We start from the raw sequence: 18,814 nt of genomic DNA, 5'->3' as shown, positions 1-18,814 counted from the left end.
GCGGGCCTTAGTTCCCGAGCCAGCGTCGCAGGCGAGGCCAGAGTGAGGCCGGAACAACCACGAGCAGTGCCAGCAGCAGGATGGCGCTCATGCCGAGCAGCCAGTTCGAATGGACGTCGCGCACGGGGGATTGATGCATGGCAGCCAAGCCCCATAGGACGTTCCACCCCAGCCATGGAATGAGGCTGATCAGGATCCGCAGCCACAGGCGGCGGAACCGCCATGGCTGCACAGCCAGGCCCAGCACTGTCATTTCCACGAGGATGATCAGCGCGAACGTGATGACCGAGCCGATGGGATAGGGCAGCGTCCCGGACTCGATGTGACGCAGTTTCCAGTAGTCTGGCTTGAAGCCGGCATGGATGAGTGCAGCAACCAGCAGTAGCCAGATGAGTGATACGAACGGCCAGATGGCAGGGGCGGCACGGAATGCGATGGACAGGGGCACGATTCAGGCGCTCGTCGCTGGCGGATCCTCAACCTTCCTGCATCGGCCTGCCGCAATCCATGCAAGAGATCCGAAAATGAAGCGGTGAAGGCCTCGGATCCAGCGCCTTAAGGAACCGCAGTCGGGGTCTTCTTCCTGCCGGAAATGCGTCCCAGGACGCTGACCAGCGACACCACGCACAGCGCCAGCAGGAGCCCAACGTCCAGCAGCAGCAACCACAGCAGGTGCATGCCCTGCACCGGTGGTTGGTGCATCGCCGACAGCAGCCATGGTACCGACCAGGCCAGCAGCAGCACGAAGGCGATCAGCAGGCGCAACCACAGCCGCCCCAGTTTCCAGGGCTGCACGATCAGTGCGGCAACCACCAGCTCGACGGTGCTCAGCAGCGCGAACACGATCACGGTGCTGGTCGGGTAGGGCAGTGTGCCGCCTTCCAAGTGGCGCAGCAGCCAGTAGTCCGGCGTGAAGCCAGCATTGACCAGTGCGGCGATCAGCGCCAGCCAGGTCATGGCGACCAGTAGCCAGAACAGGCGGATGTAGCGCTCAGGCATGGGGGGCGTCCGGTGCGGGAAGTGCTGTGCCGCGCGCTGCAAAGTGCAGGGTGGCGAAGATCGCGGCCAGTGCCAGCAGGCCAGGTCCAACGGTGAAGTACACCAGGCGCAGCGGATGGTGGTGCATCAGCGTCCAGGTCGCGAACGCCAACGGAATCGCCAGCACCAGCAGCTTGGCGAAGAGCGGCCGCAGTACCGCGGTCAGCGGCTGGGCGCCGAGGAACATATAGAACAGATAGAACTGGGCGATGCCAAGACCGATGTCGCGATGGGAGGTGAAGCCGAAATGGTCGCGATACCAGTTCATTCCCAGCGGAATCAGTGCCCAGTACAGCAGCGCTACCAGCAGATGCAGCGCCAGGGCGATCAACAGGGGCTTGCCGCGAAGGAACATGGGCGAACGGGGCTGGGCGGGGCAGCGTACTCCAGTGCGGACGCCTGTGACCGCAGGGTGTGAATACTGTTGACGGCGTGAAGGAATTTGGACACAATAGCGCTCCTTCGACGCAGGTCGGAGAATCTGCGGGAATAGCTCAGTTGGTAGAGCGCAACCTTGCCAAGGTTGAGGTCGCGAGTTCGAGTCTCGTTTCCCGCTCCAGATTCTACAGGGCCCCGTCAGGGGCCTTGTTTTTCTCCCGCCACGGCAAGGCGGGGCCCGTTGGGCCACAAGGCTTTGCGCGCAGTCAGAAATGTGAAATCGCTGGTGTGTGTTCCGGGTTTCCGGTACCATAGCGGCTTACGCGGGAATAGCTCAGTTGGTAGAGCGCAACCTTGCCAAGGTTGAGGTCGCGAGTTCGAGTCTCGTTTCCCGCTCCATGTTCGGACAGGCCCCATCACGGGGTTTTGTCATGTCAGGGCTCAGTTCCTGACGCGCAGTACGTTGGCCTCATGGCAGAGTGGCTATGCACCGGATTGCAAATCCGTTTACAGCGGTTCGATTCCGCTTGAGGCCTCCATATTGAAAAGCCCTGACTCTGGTCAGGGCTTTTTCTTTGGCGGACGGATTGCCCGTGAATGTTCAAGGTTGATCACAGCTACCGCCGGGCCAACGCCTGAATCGTGGCCTGCGTCAGCGGCTGCGGCAAGGCATCCAGCGCGAACGCCCAGCTCAAGTGCCGGCTCGAATCGTGGCAGCATGGTTGCCGCATTGGGGGCGAGGCCATGGATCACGCGCGTGCTCGACCTACAGGGTGAAACCGTCCTGGTCGCTAGGCGGGATCGCGCATCGGCGTCTCCGCGCGGAAGTTGCGCCCGATCACTTCGCTCACGCCCAGGTAGTGACGGAACAGATAGATCAACGGCTTCCAGCGCGCCACGTCGATGTGCTGGGTGCCGGCCACGGTGATGTCCTCGTGGGCATGCACGCAGCGGATACGACCTTCGACGATCACAAAGCCCTGGCCATCGTCCCCGCCAGACGGGTGCATTGCCATTACGCTGACTTCTACCTGCAATGGGCACTCGGCAATCGCCATCGGCGCGACCTGCGTCGATGCGACTTCACTGAACCTGCCCAAGGCGAACTTGTCGCGCACGTGCACGTAGCCCATCGCCTGCTTGGCGGCCGGCACCGGGTCACAGCCGGTCGCCCTTGCAATGGCCTCGACCTGCGCGGCCTGCGCGGACGAAGGAAAATTCAGCACGCACTCGTTGCGCAGCTGCAGATTGCGGTAGCCCTGGCCCTGCACGCCGAGGCCCAGCACCACGCGATTGCCCAGTGCCCAGAACGAAGAAAGCGGGCTGATGTTGCTGCTGCCGTCGTCGTTCAGCGTGGTCATCAACAGCACCGGTGTGCCTGGATACAGGACCGAAGGGGTGATGCAGCGACGATGGATCGAAGCATTCTTCACGACAGGTCTCACGGTGTTGGGGCGGCAACTTTGACGTGGCAGTGGCCGCCGACGCTTCGGCCTGCATCGAACTATCGGTATACGGGGGCGTGCCACAATGCGGTCATGGTCCACACCTCCGGTTCCCTTGTCAGCGTTGGTGCCCTGGTCGGTGACCAAGCGCGCGCCGCCATGCTGCTGCAATTGATGGATGGGCGTGCCTACACCGCGATGGAACTGGCGCGCGTGGCAGGGGTGACGCCGCAGACGGCAAGCTCACACCTGCGCAGGCTGGTCGAGGGCGACCTTCTCGTTGCCGTCGCGCAAGGGCGCCATCGCTACCATCGGCTGGCCTCAAGCGAGGTGGCCGACATGCTCGAAGGCATCCTGCGCGTGGCCGATCGTACGCCCTCGTGCACGGCTGCAGCATCGCGCACCCTGCCGGCGCTGCGCCAGGCACGTTCCTGCTATCGACACCTGGCCGGCGTGCACGCGGTGGCCATCACCGAGCATCTGCTGAGGGCGGGTCATGTGCTGCCGGGTGAGGGACATTGGCGGGTGAGTGAGCACGGCGCTGACTTCCTGCGAGGACTGGGCCAGCCACTGGCCGATGTACTTCGGCAGCCGGTCACGGCCAAGCCCGCGCGCTACTGCCGGGGGTGCCTGGACTGCACCGAGCGGCGTCCACATCTGGCGGGGCTGGTCGGCGAGGCGATGCTGGACAGCTTCGTGAGCAACGACTGGCTCCGACGCGTCGAGGGCCGGCGCGAACTACGCCTGACTCCGCCGGGGCGCGAGGCATTGTGGCGACTGTTCACCCTGGCGACCTGAGCCGCGGGGTCAGTCTCAGCCACCTGCGACATGGAAAGGCGTTATGGTCGAGTTCCACGTCTTAGGGAGCTGCAATGGCGAGCAAGGACACCTCGGATCGCTTCGGGCACAGAGCGAATCGGAAATGAGCAAAATCATGGCAGATGTGCGCTGGTTGACCTTCCGTTTGAAGAACGGGCAATCCATCGGGCCGGATCGGCTGAAAGACGGATGGGTGATTGCCTCGGAAACCGCCCGCTGCGAGGTCCGCCGCGAGCATATCGAAGGATCGGGCCTGGTCTATGCCCTGTACGCCCCGGCAAACCTGGCCTCACCGCGGCGCGCGGAGATGCGCATGCGCGAGTTCCTGATGACTTCCGGTTACACCTTCACCATGGGAACGCTGGGCGGTTGACGACGCCCCGATCGGGTCGCGCGCATCATGCAGCGCCGTGCGGGTCAGGCCCAGGCCCTTGTGGCCGAACGACATCGAGGTGTCGAAGCCCAGCCACTCGCCTTCGTGCATGCCGGACAGGTGCGCGGTCAGTCGAGATTGGGAAAGCCACCAGTTCCTGCAACGTAAGTGATCGGTATCGCTGTGGGCTGAGCCGGCTCCCGCAGGAGCCGGCTGGACGCCAATCAGGGAGACGGGCAGTCCATTTCACGGCACATCCTGTACTCGGCCAGGCACTGCTCCGCGGTCTTGCCCAACGGTCCGTGCGAAGTGCGCAGGCACTGCTCGTACTTCAGCGTGCAGAACTCGCAGGTTCCGGCGGCGAAGGCCAGGCCGGTCACGGCCATGCCAAGGAGCATCACGGTCTTCAAGGTCGTCTTGATCATCACGTCAGTCCTTTGTCTGCCCTTCAATGGGCCGGGCTACCATAGCAGCCCGACCGGCACGGTCCTGATGCGCTGCGGCATGCGCCGGCCTCAGCGCTGCACCGCCTTCAATGCTTCGACCACCTGCGCTCCAGAGAAGCCACAATGCCCTTCGCCCACGGCCGGCAGCACCTGCGGCAGCGGATGGGCACCAGCCTGTGCGGCCAGTTGCGGATACACCGCCTGCATGTGCGGCACGATGGTCGGGTCGTTGTGGTTGAACTGGATCACCAGCGGTCGCTTCAACGCACCGGTCAGTGCAGGATTTCCGCGCGCATGGGCCTGTGCGGAAGGCACGGCATCGATGCGCTGCACGCCGGCATTGAATGCGGCGTCATCACCGAAGCCGCTGTAGACAATGCCGACATTGCCGGTCGGCATTCCGCCGCTGCGGGTGGCCAGCTCATGCAGGACCAGTGCGTGCAGGCTGATCGTGCCGGCCAGGTCTTCAGTGGAGACCTGCAGCCGCCGCGCCAGCAAGGCCGCATGTGACGGTGCGCGCTGCAGCGCGTTGGCGATACCCTGGTACAACTCGCCCTGCGGCAGGGTGGCGGTTTCGCGCGATACAAGGCCGGTCCTTGGCAGGCCTTCGGCCTTTGGGAAGAAATAGTCGAACGCGACCAGCGTGGTCAGCAGGTCGGCCGCGATCCGTTCACCACTGAGATTGGCGCCGCACAACGAGACCCCACCCGCGTAATGCTGCGGGAAGCGCTCGAGGCTGCCGATCGTCACGGCGCCACCCATCGAGAATCCCAGCATCCATGTCTGGCGCACGTGCCCGAGTTCAGCCAGTACGTGCTGGCGCAGCCGTTCCATATCGCTGATCGCATCGGACACTGCCCAGCCCTGGCTGGCATAGGCACTCTGTGCGACGGCGTAGCCAGCGGCCAGCAATGGTGCGGTGCTGTCATTGGCGGTCATCGGCGTAGTGTGTGGCATGCCTACCGGCTCATAGCCGTGGGCCAGCATCACCAGGTCGCCATTCCAGTTCGCTGGCACATCCAGCCGCCACGGTGCCCTCTGCAGCTCTCCGCTCAGGGTGCGCGGTGCAGTGGGTAGTGCGGCCAGCAATGGTGTCGAAGACAGCAGCAGGCCGAGGGCGAGGGTGCATCGAAGCAAGGGACGCATCACGGTCATTCCATCCGGGAATCGCGCCGAGCATAGAACCCGGCGAGATCCTGCGCGCGCTGCACTGCCGCAGGGGATTGCCTGGCAGCCGTGGACAAGGCACCCGTGCACGGGGCCGCGAACTGTTCGCGTCGGCCGGCGTTGCCCATCAGCTCCATTTTCTTGATGTTCCCGACCCCATCTGCAAGGCGCGGCTGCGTGCCCGCAACGCACGCGGTGAGCACCCGTTCCAGGCCAGCGATGAAGCGTTCGAGCAGATCACCCGCCACTTCGTGGCGCCTGCGGCGGCGGAGGGCTTCGTGGCGATCCGCCATTTGCAGGATCGGTGAGAGTCCGGGGCGGACAGCGTTCAATCGTCCATCACAGTGGCGATTCCGATACGATCTGACGTATTGAACCATTTCCGCTTGATCCGGAGTCTCGTTATGGTCGACCGTCTCGCCATTCTGCTTGAGCGCTTTTCGGTCACCGCCTCGGTGTTCCATGCGGGTGCGCTGTGCGGTATCAACACCCTGGAGAGTGAAGATGAGGCCGGCCAGCTGCACCTGGTGCGGCGCGGGCCGGTGCAGGTCAGGCACGGCCAGCAGGCCGTGCAGGTCGAGGTGCCCAGCCTGTTGTTGTATCCGCGACCGATGCCGCACCGCTTCAGCACCGACCCGCAGCTCGGCGCCGACATGGCCTGCGCCAACCTGTATTTCGAAGGGGGCCGGCTCAATCCGATCAGCGCGGCACTGCCGGATTTCATCTGCCTGCCGCTGGCGGATCTGTATGGCGGCCACGCGGCGCTGGAACTGCTGTTCGAAGAGGCCTTCGAGCAGCGTTGTGGCCGTGCGGCCATGGTCAACCGCTTGTTCGAGGTGGTGATGATCCAGGTGCTGCGCCAGCTGATGGAAGGTGGCGAGATGCGCGGTGGCCTGTTTGCCGGGCTCGGTCATCCGCGACTGCGGCTGGCGCTGGTGGCCATGCACGAATCACCGGCACAGGCGTGGACGCTGGAAGATCTGGCCGATGTCGCCGGCATGTCGCGCAGTGTGTTCGCGGCCAGCTTCCGCGAGGCCATGGGAACCACTCCGGGCCAGTACCTGCAGGGCTGGCGGGTGGGCCTGGCGCAGCAGGCACTACGCCAGGGTAGGCCGCTGAAGCGGATTGCCGACGACGTGGGCTATGGCAGCGAAGCGGCGTTGTCGCGCGCCTTCAAGGCGCACACCGGGCAGTCGCCACGGCAGTGGCGCGGGCAGGCCCGTGCCCGTGCCACTGCGGCCTGAGCCTCAGCCCAGCACCAGCCGGGCCAGCTTCATCCCGCCGAACAGGCCGGCCAGGCCCAGTGCCACCGAGCCGCCGGCATACAACGCCGCCAGTCCGTGCTGGCCGCGCTGCAGCAGCAGGCCGATTTCCAGCGCGTAGGTGGAAAACGTGGTGTAGCCGCCGAGGATGCCGGTGGCCAGCAGCAGGCGAAGCTGCGGCGAGGCGCCATTGCGCATCGCGAAGACCTCGACCACCACGCCCATCAGCAGTGCGCCGCTGATGTTGATGAGGAAGGTCGACCACGGCCAGGGGCTGCCGACCGCCACCCGCGCGCCGATCAGGTTGCAGGCATGGCGCAGGCAGGCGCCGAGACCGCCGCCAATGAAGACCAGGAAGTAATTGTTCAGAGCTTGCATGGCGTGCCTCGCGTGCGGATTCGCTGGTTCGACGGCGAACGGCGAGGGCAGGCACGACTGCCGTCGACGAACGCCGGGTTCGTCCTGGCAGGAGCCATCAGCCTTCTCGGGCGGTTATCGGGGGAGCCCCATCCCCATCGCCGCCCATGCTACCAGCGGCGGTGCGCTCACGTCATCGAGGTCATCAGCACGCGGGCGACCTTGCTGCGGCTGAAGCCGTCCATCAACAGCTCGAACGCGAGCAGGTCCAGCGCCGCGTGACGGCGGTGATCGATCTCCAGCCCGTTCTCGGCAACCAGGTGACTGACCAGTTCGTAGGCGTCCTGCCAGACGTCCAGGTGGGCCTGGCTGGGGATGTAGGCATTGCCGGGCTCACCGACGCCGAGCCCGCTGATGCCGTACAGCAGTTCACGCGCGTCCAGCTTGGCCGCATCGGCGATGCGGAACAGCTGTTCGGCCTTCACATGCGAGGGGCTGACATGGTCGTTGAGCCAGTTACTGATGGTTGCCGTCGTCGAGTGCGCGGCGCGGGCCAGGTCGGCCGGGCGTGGATGCCCGGCTTTCTTCATGGCGGTGGCGAGTCGTTGGCCGAGAGTATTCATCTATGCAAGCCAGCTTAACGCGTGGAATGCGAAGAATCCTTGCCGCAAGAATAAGGCTGGTTAACAGAAGGACCGGCCATGACCGAATTCTGGAGCAAGAGACAGGTGCGTAACCGGTTGGGCTTCCGGACCGATGCCGAACTGGCGCGCTTCTTCGGCATAAGCCGATCCGCAGTGTCGCAATGGCCCAAGGACTTTCCAATTCCGGCGTTGAGGCAATACATCCTGCACAAGCGCTATCCGAATCTGTTCCCCGTAACTGAGGCGGCGGAAGGTAAATCCATCTGATCTGCGCCGCATTCTGTCGCATCTAGCACTCTAAGCACTTTTTGTTAAGTATGCTTAGCAACATAGGCAAATTCGATCAATTCGGGATTGCCGATCAGTGACGTCTACTGGCGGGCGGGGCGGTCAAGACAGGTCGCGTGTCGGCTTCGGACCATCCGGCGACCCCGTGGGCCCGTATGCAGTTTCGTGAACGATTAATAATTTCGATCACGAATGTCGCTGCATGTAATTGACCTGTCGTGAAATCTATGACTAATTGGCATCAACTGGGCGTGAAGCCCGGGAGTCTTTCAGTAGCACGCAAGTGAGTCGGTAGACCGTCAACAATGCAGAACAAGTCCAACGGAGGTCGTATGGAATACGGCATGCATGGCTTGGCTGAACGGGTACGCCGCGAACTGGAAGCCAGCTATCACAAACACGGATGCGGTCCGGCGTTCTGGGATACCTACCAGCAGGTGCTGGACCGCCTGGTCCCGCAGGGGACCGAGCGTACCGAAGTCACCAATGAAATGGCGCTGATCATCGAGCAGCTGGGCATCGTCCGACGTGCACAGCTGGTCCCGCCTAACGCCAGCGGGCCGCGTTGATTCAGAGCAGGCGCCAGGCGCCGCAGGCAAGCAGCGCCAGCAGCATTGAAATCAGGCCCAGGGTCCGCGGTCGCCACCAGCGCCGCGGTTGCCCGACCATCGCCTGTGGACTGCAGTAACGCACCAGTCCCGGACCGAAGCCGGCCTGGTGCTGTTGCTGTGCGCAGGCTTCCAGGCAGGCGCCGCAGGCCAGGCAATCGGCCTGCGGCCCGTGGCGTATGTCCAGTTGCATCGGACAGGCGCTGACACAGGCAGCGCAGTTGGTGCAGTCGCCCAGGCGGTCGGCACTGAAGACGGGCATGGGCCCGGCCAGCAACGGATGCGCAGCACGGAACACGTAGTCCTGCGCAGTTGTTGGATCGAGCAGGCCACGACCGCGGCCGAGAACGCCGCCCAGGCCGGATGGACGCGGCCCGCGTGGTTCACCCCGACGCGCGTCGTACAGCATGCGCGGCGTGTGTGGATCGGTCAGCAGCGGCTGCATGCGTGCGAACGGGCACAGCGAGCGGCAGACCTGCTCGCGCAGGAAGCCGGCATTGCCCCAGGTAGCGGCCGCATAGAACAGCACCCAAAAGGTTTCCCAACGGCTCCAGTCGGCGTGGGGCGCAGCGGCCACCAGTTCGGCCACGGGGCTGAACAGGCCGACGAAGGTGATCCCGGTCCATAGCGACAACAGTCCCCAGGCCACCTGCGTGGCGGGGCGCGCCATTGATGCTGGCAGCACGCGGGCCACGGCGCGTGCGATCCAGTCGAAGGCACGGCGCCACAGCGTCTGCGGACAGGCGTGGCCGCACCAGATGCGCCCGGCGAGATGGGTGAGCAGCGCAAAGCCCACCGCCAGCGCCGACAATAGTCCGATCAATACGCCGGCGTCGCCAGGCCACAGCGTCCAGCCGAACAGGTCGAAGCGTCGAGTGTTGATGTCCAGCAGCAGGGCTTGGCGGCCGTCCCAGCGCAGCCACGGCAGCGCATAGAACAGCACCAGCAGGGCGGCGCTGAGCGGGCCGCGCCAGTGCCACGGTCTGGGGGTTGTGGTGCAGGTCGTGCTCATCCCAGCGGCAGCTCGTCGTCGTCGTCGCTCGGCATCGGTCGTTGCAGGTACCAGGTGACTGCACTGGACAGTGCTGTCACTGCCCAGAACATGAAGAAGCCAGCGCTATAGCCCAGCTCGCGGCTGATCGCCGTGTCCGGAAAGCTGATCGCCTGCAGGCGCAATGGATCGACGAAGGCGAAGAACACCACGCTGGCCACGCCGGCGGCAATGAAGCTGGGCCAGAGGATGGCGCCCCAATGCTGGATCAGCCGCTGGCGGCGGCTGGGAGAAGGTCTGTTCATGCTGTCCCGGTTCGAAAAGTGGGCGGCGCGTATACTCCGCCGGCTGGCGCAGCATCCGCAGGGCATGCTTCCTGCAAGCGTGCCAGCCTAGGTGCAGCGGACTGCGCCGACATTGATCTGGATCAACGGTGGTGATGGCCGGCTGCGGCACACTGCCGGCAAGCTTTGGGTGCCCCGATGACCGCAATACCTCCGCCAGTCCTTCCCGTCGCCTCGCCGGAGCTGTGTACCGAGCAGGAAGTGACCCGCCTGGTCCACGACTTCTATGCCCGCGTGCGCGAGGAAGAACGGCTGGGGCCGGTGTTCGGCGCGCACGTCCACGATTGGCCGGAGCATCTTGCGCAGCTGGTCGACTTCTGGTCGGCGATGCTTCGCGGCACGCGCCGCTTCAAAGGCTCGCCGATGTCCAAGCACATGGCCATTGAACTGGACAAGGATCTGTTCGACCGCTGGCTGGTGCTGTTCCGGATCACCACTGCCGAATGCAACAACCCGCCGATGCAGGAACTGGCCAACGATGTGGCCGCACGCATCGGTGACACTTTCTGGAAGCGCTACCAGATGCTGCGCTGGCCTCAGGTCGGCCTGCCGGTGCTGGGGATCCCCGCCAAGGATTGATCTGGGTCAAGGCGGCGCAGGCCGCCCGGCGCGATGCTGGCGCCATGGACACGTTCTCTCCCGCCGCTGGCGGCCTGGCCTGGAACTTCGACCCCGACCTGCTGCGTCGGCACGACCGTCCGGGGCCGCGCTACACCTCGTATCCGACCGCGCCGCATTTCCATGATGGCTTCGACGCGCCGGCGTTGCGCCAGGCAATTGCCGACAGCAACCAACTGGCCCGCGCGCTGTCGCTGTACGTGCACGTGCCGTTCTGTTCCAGCCCTTGCTTCTACTGCGGCTGCAACCGGGTGATCAGCCGCGATCGCAGCCGTGGCCACAGCTACGTCTCGCGCGTGCTGGCCGAGGCCGACCTGCTGGCGCCGCAGTTCGAGGATGGTCGCGAAGTCATCCAGCTGCACCTGGGCGGCGGCACGCCGAATTTCCTCGATGCCGAGGCGATGACCACACTGATCGAAGGGTTGCGCCGACGTTTCGACTTCAGCGATTCATCACACCGCGATTTCTCCATCGAACTCGATCCGCGCTTCATCGATACCCGAGACGTAGCGATGCTGGCCCGGCTGGGGTTCAACCGCGCAAGCCTGGGCGTGCAGGATTTCGACCCGCAGGTGCAGGAATCGATCAACCGCGTGCAGGGCGTGCAGCAGACGCTGGACATCCTGCGCGCCTGCCGCGACAGCGGCATGCGCTCGGTCAACGTCGACCTGATCTATGGCCTGCCGGGGCAGAGTCTGGAGGGCTTCGGGCGCACACTGGAACTGGTGCTGGCGCTGCGCCCGGACCGCTTGGCGGTCTACGGATATGCGCACCTGCCGCATCTTTTCCGCGCGCAGAAGCAGATCGACGAAAGCCGGTTGCCGTCGCCGGAAGACAAGCTGGCGCTGCTGGGGCTGGCGGTGGAGAGGCTGTCGGCCGCCGGTTACCAGTACATCGGCATGGATCACTTCGCGTTGCCGGAAGAGGACCTGTCGCGTGCGCAGCGTGCCGGCCAGCTGCATCGCAACTTCATGGGCTACACCACCCACGCCGATACCGATCTGCTCGGCCTGGGCGTGAGTGCGATCAGCCACATCGGCGCGACCTACAGCCAGAATCCGCGTGACCTGCCGTCCTGGGAGGATGCGGTGGACCACGGCCAACTGCCAGTCTGGCGTGGCGTGGCACTGAGTACCGACGACCAGCTGCGCGCGGAACTGATCCAGCAGCTGATGTGCCAGGGCGAGGTGGATGGTGCCGTGCTGGGCCAGCGCCATGGTGTCGACTTCGAGCAGTACTTCGCCGAAGACCTGCGTTCGGTGCGACGTCTGCAGGACGACGGTCTGGCCGAATACCGTGAGGGTGTGGTACGCGCCAGTGAACCGGGACGACCGCTGCTGCGGCTGCTGGCGATGTGCTTCGATCCGTACCTGCGTGCGGCGCATGAGCAGCCGCGTTATTCGCGGGCGATCTGACGGCGTGCTGCGCTGTGCGCGTGTGGTGCCCGGAGCCGGAATCGAACCGGCATGGGGTTGCCCCCGGCGGATTTTAAGTCCGATGCGTCTACCAGTTTCGCCATCCGGGCCTGCAGCGCGGCGCCGATTGTAGCCCACCTGCCGCACGACGGCTGGATTGCACCGGAGCAGTGACCTGCGGGGACGTGCTTAACTGTTGTGCCTGTTCATGTCATAGTCCCAACCATCGTTCCCAGGGGGGGAGCCACCTGATGTCGCTGCACGCGATTGCCTATGCCAGTGAGGCCCGCGCCGATCTGCAGACAACCGATCTTGACCGCCTGCTGGCCGATGCCTCGGCATTCAATCGTGTAGCCGGCGTCACCGGCGTGCTGATGTTCGACGGCACGCGCTTCCTGCAATACCTGGAAGGTCCGGAAGATGGCATCGATTCGGTGTTCCCGCGCATCCTCAACGCGCGCAGCCATGGGCAGCTGAAGGTGTTGTGCCGTGCGCCGGTAGCGCAGCGTGCATTCCCGCGCTGGTCGATGGGCACGCGACGGATCGAAGCGGACCTGCTGGCGCAGATCGTCGATGCCGCCTGGCCAGGCTTCCTGCAGGGCAGCGGTGGCTTCGAACGCCTGCGCCAGGCCTGGACCGGTGCCGATGGCGAACTCGAACCGGCAGCGGTCGCACTGGGGTCCTGAACTGCCTTGGCGGCGGGGGGCGAGGCCGTTACGCTGTAGCCTTTCCGGCGTGGGTTCCTCCGAGTGGTACAGCGAATGAGCGTATTGGCCGAAGCGATGGCTGCGAACGTGAAGCCTTGCCTGTTGCACTGGGCGTGCCGATGAATGTGCCTGTTGCAGCGGCCGACGCACCCCGTTTTGCGGTGATCGGCCTGGGCTATGTCGGGCTGCCGCTGGCGGTGGCCTTCGGCCGGCACTGGCCGACGCTGGGTTTCGACATTGACGCCGGGCGCATCGCCGAGCTGCGCAACGACGTGGATCACACGCTGGAAATGGAAGCCGACGAGCTGGCCAGTGCGCAGCTGCTGGAGTACGGCAGCGATCCGGATCTGCTTGACGCGTGCAACGTCTATATCGTGACCGTGCCGACGCCGATCGATGCCTACGAGCAGCCCGACCTGGAGCCGCTGCGCTCGGCCACGCGGCTGATCGCCAGCCACCTGCGTGCTGGCGACCTGGTGATCTACGAATCCACGGTGTATCCCGGCACCACCGAAGAAGTGTGCGTGCCGCTGCTGGAACAGGGCTCCGGCCTGCGCTTCAACGAAGACTTCTACTGCGGCTACAGCCCGGAGCGGGTCAGCCCCGGTGATCGCCAGCGACGCCTGGCCGACATCCGCAAGATCACCTCCGGCTCGACACCGGAAGTTGCTGCGGTGATCGACGGCCTGTACCAGCGCATCATCGCTGCCGGTACGTTCCCGGCGCCGTCGATGCGCGTGGCCGAAGCGGCCAAGGTGGTCGAGAACATCCAGCGTGATGTCAACATCGCGCTGGTCAACGAGCTGGCACTGATCTTCGACCGGCTCGGCATCGATACCCAGGACGTGCTCGACGCGGCGGGCAGCAAGTGGAACTTCCTACCGTTCCGGCCGGGCCTGGTTGGCGGCCACTGCATCGGCGTGGATCCGTACTACCTGCTGCACAAGTCAGAGAGCGTGGGTTTCCACCCGGACCTGATCCATACCGCGCGGCAGGTCAACAACCGCGTGGGTGAGCATGTGGCGACGCGGGTGCTGGCAATGCTGGCCGAACGCGGCCGCGCACCGGCGCAGGCGCGCATCCTGGTACTGGGCGTGACCTTCAAGGAAGACTGCCCGGACCTGCGCAACAGCCGCGCGCTGGAACTGGCGCAACGCCTGCGCGATGCCGGTGCCCAGGTCGAGGTCAGCGATCCATGGGTCGGCCCCGCCACATTGGCCGACGAAGGTGTGCAGTGGCTTGCCGAGCCAGCGGCAGGCTGCTACGACGCGGTGGTGCTGGCCGTGGCACACGCCCACTTCAAGGCGATGGATGAAACACGGATCCGCAGCCTGCTGGCGCCCGGTGGCCTGGTCTACGACGTGAAGTCGGCCTGGCCGCGCAACGTGGTTGACGATCGACTGTAAACCCCGGCGGCAGTCGGCGCGGTAGACTCGGGGGCAGTTGCAACCAAGGAAAGCCATGCACCGGTATATCGTCTACCTGCTCGCCATCCTGATGTTCCCGATCTGCCTGTGGCTGGCCGTGATATGGCCGGCCTGGTACTGGGGCGTCGGCCTGACTGCCGCGATGGTGGCGCTGGGGACCTGGGACCTGCTGCAGAAGCGCAGCACGCTGCGCCGCAATTATCCGGTGATGGCGCACTTCCGCTACGGCCTGGAATCGATCGGCCCGGAGATCCGCCAGTACTTCGTGCAGAGCGACCTGGAGGACGTGCCGTTCTCGCGCCAGCAGCGCGCGCTGATCTACCAGCGCGCCAAGAACGAAATGGACACGGTGCCGTTCGGCACCCTGCGCAGTACGTACGCTGTGGACTACGAGTGGATCAACCATTCGCTGGCGCCGACGGCCATCGCCAAGCATGACTTCCGCGTGCTGATCGGTGCCAACTGCGCCAAGCCCTATTCGGCCAGCGTGTTCAATATCTCGGCGATGAGCTTTGGCTCGCTGTCGGCCAATGCGATCCGTGCGCTGAACGAAGGCGCGCGGCGCGGCGGCTTCTACCACGACACCGGCGAAGGCTCGATTTCACCCTATCACCGCGAAATGGGGGGTGACCTGGTGTGGGAGATCGGCTCGGGCTACTTCGGGTGCCGTGACGAGAAGGGCGGTTTCAGCGAGGAGCGCTTCGTTGCCAATGCCACCCATGACCAGGTCAAGATGATCGAGATCAAGCTGTCGCAGGGTGCCAAGCCCGGCCACGGCGGCGTGCTGCCAGCGCCGAAGGTGACCGCCGAGATTTCGGTGACCCGTGGCGTGCCGATGGGCGTGGACTGCGTGTCGCCGTCGCGTCACTCGGCGTTCTCCACGCCGGTCGAGCTGCTGCAGTTCGTTGCCCGCCTGCGCGAGTTGTCGGGCGGCAAGCCGGTCGGATTCAAGCTGGCGATCGGTCACCCGTGGGAGTGGTTCGGTATCGCCAAGGCCATGCAGGAGACTGGCCTGTTGCCAGATTTCATCGTGGTCGATGGTGCCGAGGGCGGCACCGGTGCAGCCCCGGCCGAGTTCGTCGACCATGTCGGCGTGCCGATGCACGAGGCGCTGCTGCTGGTACACAACACACTGGTCGGCCTGGACCTGCGTGACCGCATCCGTATCGGTGCGGCGGGCAAGATCACCAGTGCGTTCGACATCGCGCGGACCGTCGCGCTGGGGGCCGACTGGTGCAATGCCGGCCGTGGCTTCATGTTCGCGCTGGGCTGCATCCAGTCGCTGAGCTGCCACACCGACAAGTGCCCGACCGGCATCGCCACCCAGGATCCGGCACGCTGGAAGCACCTCGATGCGCCGGACAAGGCAACGCGTGTGTACAGCTACCACGAGCACACGCTGCACGCCTTGAAGGAGCTGCTCTGCGCTGCAGGTTTGAATGACCCGGCGGAGCTGGGTCCGGAGCACATCCTGCGTCGTGTTTCGCCGGTTGAGATCCGTTCGCTGGCGTCGCTGTACCGTTATCTGGAACCGGGCGAGCTGCTGCACAAGGTGCCGGACCACGCGGTGTTCCATGCGTTCTGGGCCGATGCACGCAGCGACTCGTTCCAGCCACCGCCGAAGATCCAGGCGTTGCGCGCCAGCAAATCGCGATGACGCTTCTGTAGAGTCGAGCCATGCCCGACTGCCTTTCAATCAGGCATGGCGACGTTGGAACGAAGAACAGCCGAGCATGGGCTCGGCTCTACAAGGAGGTGTCATGCAGTTCAGGACCGGCACCATGGCCGATGTGGCCACGTTGTGGGCGCTGCGTACGCGCTGCGTGCGCGAAACCTGCAGCAGCCACTACCCGCCGGAGGTGATCGCCCCCTGGTCGGCTTCACCACCGCCGGTGCAGTACGCGCGGTTGCTGGGGCAGGGCGGTTGCGTGGTGGCCGAGGACACGCAGGGAGACCTGCTGGGTTTCGGCGTGTTTGATCTCGAGGCCAACGAAGTGGATGCGTTGTTTGTCGACCCGGATCAGGGTGGCAGGGGCATCGGCCAGGCCCTGATGCAGCGCCTGTTGGCGATGGCCGACCAGGAGCGCGAGGTCGTGCTGTCGGCCTCGCTCAATGCCGTGCCGTTCTACCAGCGGCAGGGCTTCGTCAGCGTGCGCGAAGAGGCTTACCCGCATCCCAGTGGTGTTTCGCTGGCCTCGGTGAGCATGCGCAGGCCGTGGTGACCAGCGTGTAGAGCCGAGCCCAAGCTCGGCTCTACAACGCAACGCAGCCGAGCAAGCTTGACTCTACGTGGTAGGCCTCAACGCTCGGCCAACCACCCGATCACGCCTTCCGCAGCACGCAGGCCACTGGCGTAGCACGCGGTCAGCAGATAGCCCCCGGTGGGGGCTTCCCAGTCCAGCATCTCGCCGGCACAGAACACGCCGGGCAGCGCCTGTAGCATCAAGCCCTCATCCATCGCATCCAGGCGCACGCCACCGGCGGTGCTGATCACTTCGGCCATCGGCCGCGGGCGCAGCAGCCGAAGCGGCAGGCGCTTGAGCGTGGCCACCACGGCGCTCAGATCGTTGCCCGCTTCCTTGCCGAGGAGCTCGAACACCAGCGCGGCCTTCACTGCATCCAGGCCGGCCTGGCGGCGCAGATGCTCGCCAAAACTACGGCCCTTGCGCGGGCGCGACAGGTCGGCCAGCAGGCGTGCCTCGTCGCGGCCCGGCACCAGGTCCAACCACAACATGGCGTGGCCATCGCGGTTGATGGTCTCGCGCAGATCGGCCGCCAGCGCATAGACCAAGCTGCCTTCGATGCCGTACTCGCTGGCCACGCATTCGCCCTGCAGCGACCGCGGCTGGCCGTCCAGGTCGATCCAGTGAGCAACCACCGGCTTCAGCGGCGCGCCGGCGTTGCGCTGGGCAAAGAACCGCGTCCAGTCGACGTCGAAGCCGCAGTTGGCTGATTGCAGAGGGGCAATGTCCACGCCATGTGCCTGCAATAGTGTGACCCAGGCGCCGTCACTGCCGAGCTGCGGCCAGCTGCCACCACCTACTGCCAGCACGGTGGCATCGGCGTGGACCGCGATCTCACCCTCTTCCGTGGTGAAGCGCAGGGCGCCGTCGTCACTCCATCCGATCCAGCGATGGTTGGCATGCAGGCGCACGCCCTGTTCCCTCAATCGGCGCACCCAGCCGCGCAGCAGCGGTGCCGCCTTGCGGTCGACCGGGAACACGCGGCCGGAGCTGCCGACGTAGGTTTCCACGCCGAAACCGGCGGCCCAATCGCGCAGCGCCTGCGCGTCGAAGCCATCCAGCCATCGGCCGACCGTGGCGACCTGCTCGCGGTAGCGGCTGTCGAACAACGGGCGCGGCTCGGAGTGGGTGAGGTTGAGCCCACCCTTGCCGGCGATCAGGAACTTGCGGCCGGGCGAACCCTTGGCCTCGTACAGGTCGACCTCCAGCCCGGCCGCGCGCAGGCGCTCCGCGGCGAACAGGCCGGCCGGACCACCGCCGACGACGGCGACCCGGTGTGGCGTTGCGGTATTACGGTTTGACATCGAGCAGCTCGACATCGAACACCAGCGACGAGCCAGCCGGGATCGGGCCGACGCGACGGTCGCCGTAGCCGTAGTCCGGCGGAATCATCAGGGTGCGCTTGCCACCGACCTTCATGCCGGCCACGCCTTCATCCCAGCCGCGGATGACCTGGCCGGCGCCGAGCGCGAAGGTGAACGGTTCGCCACGGCTGACCGAGCTGTCGAAGGTCTTGCCGTGCTTGGTTTCGGTGCGGTTGTCGTAGATCCAGCCGGTGTAGTGCACGGTGACCTTGTTGCCGGCAACGGCTTCGGTGCCGGTGCCAGGCACGGTATCGATGCGCTCGAAGGTGGTCAGGGTGCCGCCCGGCGGCGGGCCGGCGGGTTCGCTCGAACAGCCAACGGCGGCGAGGGACAGCAGCAGGGGAAGCAGCAGGCGGCGCATCGGGCGTCTCCGGAAGGGCGCAGGGCGAGGGCGGCAAGGGTAGCGCATCGGCGCCGGGTATCATGGGCGCATGGCAAAACTCCTGCTCAATCTGCGCAATGTCGGCAACGACGAATATGCCGATGTCTGCACGCTGCTCGACCAGCACGGCATCGCCTGGTATCGCACCGAACCCAGCCCGTGGGGCATCTCCAATGGCGGCCTGTGGCTGCGCGAGGATGCCGATCATCCGCGCGCCAAGGCGTTGATGGCCGAATACCAGGCCGAACGCGGGCCGCGCATCCGTGCCGAGCGCGAGCAGGCGTTGCGCGAGGGCACGGCGGAGACCTTCGGCAGCCTGTTCCGGCGCCGACCGGCATATGTGGTGCTGGTGCTGCTGGCGATGGCCGGTGCGGCGGCGCTGGTGCTGCTGCCGTTCGTGCTGTTGCGGGGGTAAGGGGGACTTCCGGTCGGGTTGCACCCGGCACCCGCAACGGCAACGGCAACGTCAAAAGCCGGGCTTATGTGGGAGGGCGGGGC

General features: G+C 65.5%; 24 protein-coding genes, 4 tRNA genes, 1 pseudogene and 1 riboswitch. Of the genes and pseudogenes, 16 read left to right on the top strand and 13 right to left on the bottom strand.

The window, feature by feature from the left end:
• Window positions 1-7: 7 nt before the first annotated feature.
• From DI041_RS12620 to DI041_RS12610, 3 genes are all read right to left on the bottom strand, one after another.
• Entirely contained in the window at window positions 8-448 is a 441-nt protein-coding gene (locus tag DI041_RS12620) for a hypothetical protein (protein ID WP_248298461.1), read from the bottom strand.
• 107 nt (window positions 449-555) lie between these two features.
• A complete protein-coding gene (locus DI041_RS12615; RefSeq protein ID WP_046984911.1) occupies window positions 556-999 on the bottom strand; it encodes a hypothetical protein in 444 nt (147 codons plus the stop codon).
• A complete protein-coding gene (locus DI041_RS12610; RefSeq protein ID WP_046984912.1) occupies window positions 992-1,393 on the bottom strand; it encodes a hypothetical protein in 402 nt (133 codons plus the stop codon). The genes DI041_RS12615 and DI041_RS12610 overlap by 8 nt, the downstream gene beginning before the upstream one ends.
• Window positions 1,394-1,521: 128 nt before the next feature.
• On the opposite strand from DI041_RS12610, the gene DI041_RS12605 reads away from it, so the two are divergent.
• The 3 genes from DI041_RS12605 to DI041_RS12595 all read left to right on the top strand — a co-directional run bounded on the left by DI041_RS12605 (window position 1,522) and on the right by DI041_RS12595 (window position 1,955).
• A tRNA-Gly gene (locus tag DI041_RS12605) sits at window positions 1,522-1,597 on the top strand.
• 142 nt (window positions 1,598-1,739) lie between these two features.
• Window positions 1,740-1,815, top strand: a tRNA-Gly gene (locus DI041_RS12600).
• Between the two features lie 66 nt (window positions 1,816-1,881).
• Window positions 1,882-1,955 (top strand) — tRNA-Cys (locus DI041_RS12595).
• Between the two features lie 252 nt (window positions 1,956-2,207).
• Here the strand turns inward: DI041_RS12595 and DI041_RS12590 are convergent.
• Complete coding sequence (locus tag DI041_RS12590) at window positions 2,208-2,849, bottom strand: flavin reductase family protein (protein WP_136638758.1); 642 nt, start codon at window positions 2,847-2,849, stop codon at window positions 2,208-2,210.
• Window positions 2,850-2,954: 105 nt separating this feature from the next.
• On the opposite strand from DI041_RS12590, the gene DI041_RS12585 reads away from it, so the two are divergent.
• Window positions 2,955-3,659, top strand: coding sequence for an ArsR/SmtB family transcription factor (locus tag DI041_RS12585; RefSeq protein WP_136638757.1), 705 nt, complete (start codon window positions 2,955-2,957; stop codon window positions 3,657-3,659).
• Window positions 3,660-3,783: 124 nt separating this feature from the next.
• Window positions 3,784-4,053, top strand: coding sequence for a hypothetical protein (locus DI041_RS12580; protein ID WP_046984915.1), 270 nt, complete (start codon window positions 3,784-3,786; stop codon window positions 4,051-4,053).
• Window positions 4,054-4,277: 224 nt separating this feature from the next.
• On the opposite strand, the gene DI041_RS12570 is transcribed toward DI041_RS12580, so the two are convergent.
• Window positions 4,278-4,478, bottom strand: coding sequence for a hypothetical protein (locus DI041_RS12570; RefSeq protein WP_046984916.1), 201 nt, complete (start codon window positions 4,476-4,478; stop codon window positions 4,278-4,280).
• A gap of 90 nt (window positions 4,479-4,568) precedes the next feature.
• Window positions 4,569-5,645: an alpha/beta hydrolase family protein gene (locus DI041_RS12565; protein ID WP_136638756.1), complete on the bottom strand. Its 1,077-nt coding sequence runs from the start codon at window positions 5,643-5,645 to the stop codon at window positions 4,569-4,571.
• Between the two features lie 101 nt (window positions 5,646-5,746).
• On the opposite strand from DI041_RS12565, the pseudogene DI041_RS21550 reads away from it, so the two are divergent.
• A pseudogene (locus DI041_RS21550) lies at window positions 5,747-5,974 on the top strand (AAA family ATPase); the annotation flags it as partial.
• A 96-nt stretch (window positions 5,975-6,070) separates the two neighbouring features.
• Entirely contained in the window at window positions 6,071-6,910 is an 840-nt protein-coding gene (locus tag DI041_RS12550) for an AraC family transcriptional regulator (protein ID WP_136638755.1), read from the top strand.
• A 3-nt stretch (window positions 6,911-6,913) separates the two neighbouring features.
• Here the strand turns inward: DI041_RS12550 and crcB are convergent, their stop codons facing one another.
• Window positions 6,914-7,306, bottom strand: a complete 393-nt coding sequence (crcB, locus tag DI041_RS12545) for a fluoride efflux transporter CrcB (RefSeq protein ID WP_012510632.1) — start codon at window positions 7,304-7,306, stop codon at window positions 6,914-6,916.
• An 81-nt stretch (window positions 7,307-7,387) separates the two neighbouring features.
• Window positions 7,388-7,451, bottom strand: a riboswitch (Fluoride riboswitch).
• Window positions 7,452-7,473: 22 nt separating this feature from the next.
• A complete protein-coding gene (locus DI041_RS12540; RefSeq protein WP_012510633.1) occupies window positions 7,474-7,875 on the bottom strand; it encodes a helix-turn-helix domain-containing protein in 402 nt (133 codons plus the stop codon).
• 111 nt (window positions 7,876-7,986) lie between these two features.
• On the opposite strand from DI041_RS12540, the gene DI041_RS12535 reads away from it, so the two are divergent.
• On the top strand, window positions 7,987-8,196 hold the full coding sequence (locus DI041_RS12535; protein WP_136638754.1) for a helix-turn-helix domain-containing protein: 210 nt from the start codon (window positions 7,987-7,989) through the stop codon (window positions 8,194-8,196).
• A 353-nt stretch (window positions 8,197-8,549) separates the two neighbouring features.
• Window positions 8,550-8,786, top strand: a complete 237-nt coding sequence (locus DI041_RS12530) for a hypothetical protein (protein ID WP_012510634.1) — start codon at window positions 8,550-8,552, stop codon at window positions 8,784-8,786.
• A gap of 1 nt (window position 8,787) precedes the next feature.
• Here the strand turns inward: DI041_RS12530 and DI041_RS12525 are convergent, their stop codons facing one another.
• Window positions 8,788-9,837 carry a 4Fe-4S dicluster domain-containing protein gene (locus DI041_RS12525; protein WP_136638753.1) on the bottom strand — a complete coding sequence of 350 codons (1,050 nt, stop codon included), beginning with the start codon at window positions 9,835-9,837 and terminating at the stop codon, window positions 8,788-8,790.
• Window positions 9,834-10,121, bottom strand: coding sequence for a hypothetical protein (locus DI041_RS12520; RefSeq protein WP_046984922.1), 288 nt, complete (start codon window positions 10,119-10,121; stop codon window positions 9,834-9,836). The genes DI041_RS12525 and DI041_RS12520 overlap by 4 nt, the downstream gene beginning before the upstream one ends.
• Before the next feature lie 177 nt (window positions 10,122-10,298).
• On the opposite strand from DI041_RS12520, the gene DI041_RS12515 reads away from it, so the two are divergent.
• Together DI041_RS12515 and hemN are read left to right on the top strand one after the other, a co-directional pair.
• On the top strand, window positions 10,299-10,739 hold the full coding sequence (locus DI041_RS12515) for a group III truncated hemoglobin (RefSeq protein WP_046984923.1): 441 nt from the start codon (window positions 10,299-10,301) through the stop codon (window positions 10,737-10,739).
• Window positions 10,740-10,783: 44 nt separating this feature from the next.
• A complete protein-coding gene (gene hemN / locus DI041_RS12510) occupies window positions 10,784-12,193 on the top strand; it encodes an oxygen-independent coproporphyrinogen III oxidase (protein WP_136638752.1) in 1,410 nt (469 codons plus the stop codon).
• Between the two features lie 23 nt (window positions 12,194-12,216).
• Here the strand turns inward: hemN and DI041_RS12505 are convergent.
• Window positions 12,217-12,303, bottom strand: a tRNA-Leu gene (locus tag DI041_RS12505).
• A 141-nt stretch (window positions 12,304-12,444) separates the two neighbouring features.
• On the opposite strand from DI041_RS12505, the gene DI041_RS12500 reads away from it, so the two are divergent.
• The 4 genes from DI041_RS12500 to DI041_RS12485 all read left to right on the top strand — a co-directional run bounded on the left by DI041_RS12500 (window position 12,445) and on the right by DI041_RS12485 (window position 16,549).
• Complete coding sequence (locus DI041_RS12500) at window positions 12,445-12,879, top strand: BLUF domain-containing protein (protein ID WP_046984924.1); 435 nt, start codon at window positions 12,445-12,447, stop codon at window positions 12,877-12,879.
• Window positions 12,880-13,019: 140 nt separating this feature from the next.
• Entirely contained in the window at window positions 13,020-14,306 is a 1,287-nt protein-coding gene (locus DI041_RS12495) for a nucleotide sugar dehydrogenase (RefSeq protein WP_046984925.1), read from the top strand.
• A 55-nt stretch (window positions 14,307-14,361) separates the two neighbouring features.
• The gene (locus tag DI041_RS12490; RefSeq protein ID WP_136638751.1) at window positions 14,362-15,984 is read left to right on the top strand and encodes an FMN-binding glutamate synthase family protein; all 1,623 of its coding nucleotides are present in this window, start codon (window positions 14,362-14,364) and stop codon (window positions 15,982-15,984) included.
• A 103-nt stretch (window positions 15,985-16,087) separates the two neighbouring features.
• On the top strand, window positions 16,088-16,549 hold the full coding sequence (locus DI041_RS12485; protein ID WP_046984927.1) for a GNAT family N-acetyltransferase: 462 nt from the start codon (window positions 16,088-16,090) through the stop codon (window positions 16,547-16,549).
• A 77-nt stretch (window positions 16,550-16,626) separates the two neighbouring features.
• On the opposite strand, the gene DI041_RS12480 is transcribed toward DI041_RS12485, so the two are convergent.
• Both DI041_RS12480 and DI041_RS12475 read right to left on the bottom strand, forming a co-directional pair.
• Window positions 16,627-17,874 (bottom strand): TIGR03862 family flavoprotein, encoded by a 1,248-nt coding sequence (locus tag DI041_RS12480; RefSeq protein ID WP_136638750.1) that lies wholly within the window; start codon window positions 17,872-17,874, stop codon window positions 16,627-16,629.
• Entirely contained in the window at window positions 17,861-18,295 is a 435-nt protein-coding gene (locus DI041_RS12475; protein WP_046988230.1) for an FKBP-type peptidyl-prolyl cis-trans isomerase, read from the bottom strand. The genes DI041_RS12480 and DI041_RS12475 overlap by 14 nt, the downstream gene beginning before the upstream one ends.
• 70 nt (window positions 18,296-18,365) lie before the next feature.
• On the opposite strand from DI041_RS12475, the gene DI041_RS12470 reads away from it, so the two are divergent.
• Window positions 18,366-18,731, top strand: coding sequence for a DUF6164 family protein (locus DI041_RS12470; protein ID WP_046988229.1), 366 nt, complete (start codon window positions 18,366-18,368; stop codon window positions 18,729-18,731).
• Window positions 18,732-18,814 lie beyond the last annotated feature (83 nt).

It is taken from the genome of Stenotrophomonas maltophilia, assembly GCF_004920835.1.
GTDB classification, from domain to species: Bacteria; Pseudomonadota; Gammaproteobacteria; order Xanthomonadales; family Xanthomonadaceae; genus Stenotrophomonas; species Stenotrophomonas maltophilia_AQ.
This window is presented reverse-complemented; position numbering and strand designations above follow the sequence as displayed.